Consider the following 7,045-nt stretch of genomic DNA (forward strand, 5'->3'; position numbering starts at 1 on the left):
GCCGGTAAACAAGGCCTGCACTTCCTGTGCGGTCAGCGTCTTGCCATACATCCGGAACTGGTCGATCTGGCCATTAAAATTGCCCATCCAGGTATCAGGTGTTTTACCCACGGCATAGTGGCCCGGACCGCCCACTACCACGCCTGCCGACTTACTGAAATTCACTTTGCCACTATTGTTGTTGAACCTGCCGAAATCGGGCGGCAGGTTGGTAAAGGCTGCACCATCCACATATGTAGTGAGGGTGCTGGTGGTTTGATCAAAAACAAAGGCAAGGTGGTGCCACTGCCCGTCCAAAACCTTGGGCAGACGGCGGTCCATGGCAGGCGTACGCACAAATTCAAACCACTGGTCGTTGAGGTAAAACTTGGCAGCAGCAAGTTCGGTGCTGCTGGGATTGCCGGCATCTTCAAACAGCAGGAACATATCCTGGCGGGTCCAGATATCGGTTTCCGTGCTGAGGCCAAAGGCAAAAGCAGCTCCGCCGCCTGCCGGGTTGGGGCCTGCTTTTTTCACCCAAAAAGCAACGGTAAAATCGGATGCTGTTTTAAACTCATTGGTGCTGGGAAAAACAACGTAGCCATTGGCGCCGGCGCTCATGGCCTTGCCGGAAATGCCATCCACAAAAGACACATTATTGTCTGCGCCAAAAACGGCGCGGATGCTGTCAAGGCTGCGCCCATCAAAGGCAGCATAAAATTTCAGCGGGCCACCGGGCGGGTTGGTATCCTGGGCATAATCGCCCAGCGAAGGCCGGTCCATCTTCTGGCAGGCGCCAAGGGCCAGCAGGAAGGAACCAAGTATGAAGAGCTTTTTCATTGTTTTCAGTTTACTTGTTATCAATTGATTTCGGATGTGGGATTTCGGTGGTTCTAAACAGTAGTACACTTACTATTGTCAACAACTGCCGAAATTCCACCTCCGACATCCCGCTACCATTCCGGGTTTTGCGTCAGCACCCCACCCGACAGGTCAATGGCCTTTTGCGGGATAGGATAAAAACGAGCCCTGCTGGTATAACCCAATGGCCCCAACACCTGCTGGGCATCGCCCCAGCGCACCAGGTCGTAAAAGCGGTAGCCTTCCATTGCCAGTTCCCAGCGGCGCTCTTCCTTGATGGCCTGGCGCATCTGCTCCTGGTTTTGAAAAGCGATATAAGGCACAACGGTACGTGTTGCCGGATCCAAGCCACCACTGGCTCGTTTGCGCACCTGCTCCAGGGCAGCAGCGGCTGCGGGACCATTACCCAGTTCATTCTGCGCTTCCGCCAGCATCAGCAATACATCGGCATACCGCAGGATGCGGTGGTTAATCCAGCGGGCATTACCTGCATTGTTTACAAAACCGGTAGACTGGCGTATGGCCGGGTCGTTGCCCGTATAGAGCTTTTTGTTCCAGAACCTTTGGGCCAGCCCACCCGTACCACTTGGGTTGGTATAGGGCGGCAAGGTGGCGCCAAAGCCGCCAAACTGCGGCCCCCCATCCGACTGTCCCGAGTACAGGATGGTTTTTTGCTTACGCGGGTCATTGGCCGGCCATTCTGTTTCCAGCTTATCGGTGGGCACGTTCCAGCCCCAGCCCAGGTTCCATTCCACGGGTGCCCCGTTGCGGCGCACCTGCTGCATGGTACCCCAGTCGGAACCATTATCCAGCGCACTGTTGGTAGCCGCTCCCGGCCCCACATAGGCCTGCATTTCAAAAATGCTTTCCGGACCATTCTCCCCCGACTCACGCCAGACATCAGAAAATTCAGGCATCAGTGAATAACCGTCTGCCGTTACCAGGTTGCAGAGGCTCACCACCTGCGCCCAGTTGCGGCGGAACAGGTGGGTTTGCGCCCACAATGCATTGGCCGCACCGCGGGTGAGGCGTCCCTGGAACCCAGCCCCATAACTGGCACTGCTGGGCGGCAAGAGGGCGGCAGCTACCTGCAGGTTGGAGTCGATGAACTCGTAAATACGGGCAGCAGGCGAGCGGTCGCGGATACCATCGTTGGGGTTGCGGATGGGGAAATTGATCAGGGGCACATCGCCATAGTTCTTTACCAGTTCAAAGTAGGTATAGGCCCTGAAGAAACAGGCTTCGCCCACGTTGCGCAGTGAGGCGGCATCCGAAACTTTCAGCGAATCGGCGGCAGCCACGGCATTATTAGCCAGGTTGATCATGGTGTAGTGGTCGTTCCAATAAGTATTGGGCGCCCAGTCGTCTTTAGAGTACTGGTAGCGGTCGAAGGTGGCCACGATCTCGGCGCCATCGTTGATGTCGCTGCCCTTCTGGGCATCATCGTCGCGGATGCTGTGAAAATCAATCCAGGGAAGCAGCGAGAAACCCGCCAGGGTACGCAGGTTGGTGTACATACCCAGCACCTGTCCTTCGAGGGCGCCCTGGTTGAGGTCCTCGAGGGTAGCGGTAAGGGGCTTGCGGTCGAGGAACTTGCGGCAACCCGCTACCACCAACAGGGCGGGCAGGGCCAGCAGCAGGGTCCATTTATAAAAAGTATGCTTTTTCATGCCATTCAATTGATCGGGTTTAGAAAGTAACGTTCAGGCCAAAGGTGGTCACCATGGGCAGTGCGCCACCGGCATTATCAAATCCAAAAGCGGTGGCATCGCCGCCATATTCTGCCGTATACCCCTGGTTGTTTTTCCAGGTTTTGAGGTTTTGCACGTTGGCATAGATGCGGAGGTTGCTGATGCGGAAACGCTGCGTGAGGTCGCGGGCAAACTGGTAACCCAGCTGCAGGTTGCGGATCCGGAAATAGCTGCCGTCCTCTATGTTGAATGTGCTGCCGTTGTAGTTGAAGCGGTCGGCCTGGCTCACCAGGGGCACCCAGTTGGATGAACCGGCGCCATTCCAGCGGTTTATTTTATCGGCAGCATAGTTCACCCTTTGGAAGGGCGACTCCAGCGATCCCCAGGTGCGGAAGATTTCGTTGCCATACACACCCTGCACGTCTACCAGCAGGCTGAGGCCCTTGTAGGTAAGATTCGCGGAAGCGCCGTAGGTGAAATCAGGGGTGGGGTTGCCAATTACGGTACGATCGTCGGGGCTGATGATGCCATCGCCATTTACGTCGCGGAATTTAAAGTCGCCGGGACGGTAAGCGCCAATGGCGGCAGCACTGGGCGAACGCAGGATATCGGCATAGCTCTGGTAAATACCTTCCACCTCGTAGCCAAAGAAAGAACCGATGGGATAACCGGGCAGGGTACGGGCTTCAGCCGAACCGTTGTTCTGGAAACCGCGGATGAGCACGCCGGTAGGCAGCTCCTCGCTCAGCTCCAGCACCTTGTTGCGGAGGAAGGTAAGGTTACCACTCAGGTTAAGGGTAAGATCGCGGCTCAGCGGCTGTGCGTAGTTGGCCATGAACTCGGTACCCCAGTTGCGGATCGAACCACCGTTGATCAACTCATCACGCAAACCCAGTGCGGCACGGCTCACATAGGTCATCAAGTCTTTGGTGGTGCGGTTGAAATAGTTGGCTTCAAAATGCAGCTTATTGCGCAACGCGTTCAACTCAACGCCAATCTCCTTGGCATGTACGGTTTCCCAGCGCAGGTTGGGGTTAGGAATATAGGCGGGGTCGGCAGCGGTGTACACATTGTTGCCAAATACCGCATTCTGGCCGGTGCGCAGGTTGGGGTAAAAAGGATAGTTGAGTGCGGTTCCTTCCAGGGTGGAAGCGGTCTGGTTGCCCAATACGCCGATGGAACCTTTAATTTTTAAAAAGTCCAAAATATCCTGCCCTTTCATAAACTCCTCCTTGGTCAAATCCCATGCTGCCCCCACCGCCCAGAACTGCTGGTTGCGGTTGTTGGTAGGAATACGCGAAGAAGCATCGTTACGGAAAGAACCGTTCAGGAAATATTTGTTCTTGTAGTTGTACAGTGCCCGGGCCAGGTAGCTCACCGTGCTGTACTCGCTCTGGCTGGAGGAAGAGGAAGTGTTGGAAGGATCCTGGAAGCCGCTGTTGAGGTACCAGAAGCGTGGATCGTTGGGAATGGGCAGGATGCTGGTACCGCTTACCGTACCACCCCTGTTGAAATTGCCAAAATAGTACGTGGTAAAACCACCGGTAGCCGTGATGGCGTGATCACCGAAATCCTTGCGGTAGGTAAGCACATGGTCCTGCTGCCACTTACGGTAGGTTTGGTCGTCTTCCGTGAACCGGGTGTTCTGGCTGTACAATTCCGCCTTTTCGGTACGGGGGTTATAAGCATAATACAACGGCGTATAGGTGCGGCGGTTTACATTACTCACATCACCATACAGCGTAGAGCGGAAGTTAAAATTCTTCAGGAAGGTCAGCTCGGCAAAGGCACTACCCACATTGCGGTACTCCACGCCTTTGAACTTGTTCCAGGTGTTTTCCAGTTCCAGCAGCGGGTTGATCACACCCGAGTTCTGGAGGCTGATATCGAGCAGGGAGTACAGGTCCATGAACATGCTGTCGGAGCCATAAGGGTTGCGCACAAACTGGCGGTTGGTACCTGCCGACACCTGCGGCATCACCTTGCGGGCGGCATCCAGCACCCAGCCGGCACCGAAAGGCAGGTTCTGGCGGCTGGTATTAAAGTTTACCCCCACCCGGATGGCCTTGCTCACCTTGAACTCGTCGGAAAAATTGATGTTGATGCGGTCCAGCTTTTCATGTTTGATCAGGCCTTCATCGTACAGGTAGCCAATACCCATATTGAAGCGGTTGCGTTCGCTGGAGCCCGACACACTTAAATTATTGTTGGAAAAACGGCCGGTACGGGTCACCGCATCGATCCAGTCGGTATTACCGGTAAAAGGGCCGTAGTCGTAATCGGCGGTCTCGCCGTTGTTGGCCCGCTCCTCTTTAAACAATTCGGCAAACTGCTGCGCATTGGCCAGTTTGATCTTGTCCACCAATTTTTTAAAACCATAACTGGCATTGAAGTTCACCACCACGGTTCCGGCCTTAGCCCTTTTGGTAGTAACGGCAATAACTCCCGGTGCACCGCGCACCCCGAAGATGGCCAGCGAGGAGGGGTCTTTGAGCACCTCGATGCTTTCGATGTCGTTGGGGTTGAGGTAATCGATATTATCCTGGAAAATACCATCTACAACATAGAGCGGCTGCACGGCGCCGATGCTCACCGTACCGCGGATGCGGATATCGGGCGCCTGCCCCGGCGTGCCCGAGTTCACCACCGACAGGCCGGCCACCTTACCCTGCAGGGAAGCCAAAGGGTTGGAGTTGGGCCGGTCGGCCACATCGCGGCCCGAGATCTTGACGATGGAACCCGTGAGGTCGCGCTTATTGGCGGTGCCATAACCGATCACCACCACCTCGTTGAGCTGTGCGCCTTCGGCCTGGAGGGTTACAATCACCTGGGTTTGGTCGGGGCGCACGGTAAGCTCCTGGTTGCCATAACCCACATAGCTCACCACCAGGGTTGCCGACTGCGGAATGGTCAGGGAGAAATTACCCAGCGAGTCGGTACTGGTACCAACGGAAGGATTGTTTTTGAGCCGCACGGATGCGCCCGACAGGTTTTGACCCGTACCTGATATCACCTGCCCGGTGAGGGTACGGTTTTGCGCCTGTAGCGAAAAGCCGCTGCACAGCAAAAACAAGAACAGGAAGAGCGAAAGGGTGCCTGCACGGGAATGTGGACTGCTTCCCCAAAATGCAGCTGGGTTGGTAAAAGGTTTCATATAGTGTGTGCAATTAAGCTAGGGTGATGCAACGACTGGACCAGCCTCCAGGTAGAAAGCACACGGCGCAATCGTATTATGCAAGGCAAAAAAAACGCATATTTCGTTGCTTGCTCCAAAAAATACCCCTATTTGCGACAGCCATATTTACGGGCTAATCCCTTACCTTTGCCCTCCTCCTTTAGCAGGAGCCGGACGTTTAGCTCAGTTGGTTAGAGCAGCAGACTCATAATCTGCGGGTCCACGGTTCGAGCCCGTGAACGTCCACAGATAAATAGTTGAATGTGAGTGTTTTATGAAGGCCTGCAATCGCGGGCCTTCTAAATTTTCAAACAATTTTCAAACAAAGATTATCCTCAGTAATCTGTAATGAAGGAGAAAGAGCGATTTAATAACCAAAGTTACAAACATAATAGGAGCTTGATATTATAATAAATCCCTTCCTGAATGCAAAAAAAGCCTGCACATAGCAGGCTTTTTGAATAGCACTAAAAATGGATTTCACAGTTCATTTATAAGCTTTGTCTTTGATGTATTTCAACACTTCAGATTGCAGGAAATAAACCTTTCCTCTTTGCTTGTGTGAAGGCAAGCCCATTTTCACCCAGCTGTTCAGTGTTACCAGGGAAACCCGCAGCATCCTAGCTACCTCCATTCGCGGCAAGAACTCTTCACTAGTACGTTCCGGAGTTGTCACTGCTTCCTTTGTTGCTAATTCCTCTTTGATAATTGCCCTTATCTGTTCCCAGAACCTTTCTGGTTCGTAAGGAAACAAAATAGGCGCCTGCCCTCTTTCCATTGTTCCTCTTTTTAATCAGACTAATACTGCGATTAACTATCAAGTTTTCTCAAAAACACATAGCTAAGCGATAAGCCATTCTGCGCAGGCAAATACCTGATGAACCCAAATTGCATCAGGTCACGCATCGTTTGGTTGTAAGTAGAACGGGAACTCATTTTTGCCTGCCGCATGATCCTGCTCCTTGAAATGGAGAAAGGATTGGCACCACCCGCCTTGATACAGGCTGTCAGCAGCGCCATATATAACCCAAGGTGCCCCGGCCTTACTCTTGGATCCTCTTCCGCCAGTTCAAAGAAACTCACTACCACCTTTGCTGCTTCAACCTGCATGGCAATCCTCCTGCTTATTATTTACCACCTTTACGAGACTTTGCCACTACTGGCTCCTTTACTGTGCGCTGCAGACCCTGCAAACGCTTTTCATGCAACCGATGCAAAAGGAAGCGATAGGCTTCATTCAGTGTAATGCCCTGCCCATCGCTAAAAAAGTGAAATCGCTGGCTCACTTCGAAAGCAGCACGATGAGTGGTTCCCTGTTTGGCATAAGATTCAAAAGGGG

The 7,045-nt window shown here is 53.4% G+C and carries 6 protein-coding genes and 1 tRNA gene; 1 reads left to right on the top strand and 6 read right to left on the bottom strand.

What is annotated here, in order from left to right; all coding sequences use genetic code 11:
* The 3 genes from BUE76_RS21725 to BUE76_RS21735 form a co-directional block, all read right to left on the bottom strand.
* On the bottom strand, nt 1-819 hold an 819-nt coding region (locus BUE76_RS21725; protein WP_216820698.1), incomplete at its 3' end, for a LamG domain-containing protein.
* 113 nt (nt 820-932) lie between these two features.
* Nucleotides 933-2,510 (bottom strand): RagB/SusD family nutrient uptake outer membrane protein, encoded by a 1,578-nt coding sequence (locus BUE76_RS21730; protein WP_073042127.1) that lies wholly within the window; start codon nt 2,508-2,510, stop codon nt 933-935.
* Between the two features lie 19 nt (nt 2,511-2,529).
* Nucleotides 2,530-5,685: a SusC/RagA family TonB-linked outer membrane protein gene (locus BUE76_RS21735; RefSeq protein ID WP_073042004.1), complete on the bottom strand. Its 3,156-nt coding sequence runs from the start codon at nt 5,683-5,685 to the stop codon at nt 2,530-2,532.
* Nucleotides 5,686-5,878: 193 nt separating this feature from the next.
* Here BUE76_RS21735 and BUE76_RS21740 point away from each other — a divergent pair.
* Nucleotides 5,879-5,952: transfer RNA gene (locus BUE76_RS21740), tRNA-Ile, on the top strand.
* Nucleotides 5,953-6,193: 241 nt separating this feature from the next.
* Here the strand turns inward: BUE76_RS21740 and BUE76_RS21745 are convergent.
* The 3 genes from BUE76_RS21745 to BUE76_RS24845 all read right to left on the bottom strand — a co-directional run.
* The gene (locus BUE76_RS21745) at nt 6,194-6,484 is read right to left on the bottom strand and encodes a helix-turn-helix domain-containing protein (protein WP_073042002.1); all 291 of its coding nucleotides are present in this window, start codon (nt 6,482-6,484) and stop codon (nt 6,194-6,196) included.
* Between the two features lie 32 nt (nt 6,485-6,516).
* Entirely contained in the window at nt 6,517-6,816 is a 300-nt protein-coding gene (locus tag BUE76_RS21750) for a hypothetical protein (protein ID WP_073042000.1), read from the bottom strand.
* Between the two features lie 17 nt (nt 6,817-6,833).
* Nucleotides 6,834-7,045 (bottom strand): hypothetical protein (locus tag BUE76_RS24845; RefSeq protein ID WP_216820699.1); only part of this gene is annotated, 212 nt, incomplete at its 5' end.

Source organism: Cnuella takakiae (genome assembly GCF_001953305.1).
Taxonomy (GTDB): domain Bacteria; phylum Bacteroidota; class Bacteroidia; order Chitinophagales; family Chitinophagaceae; genus Flavisolibacter; species Flavisolibacter takakiae.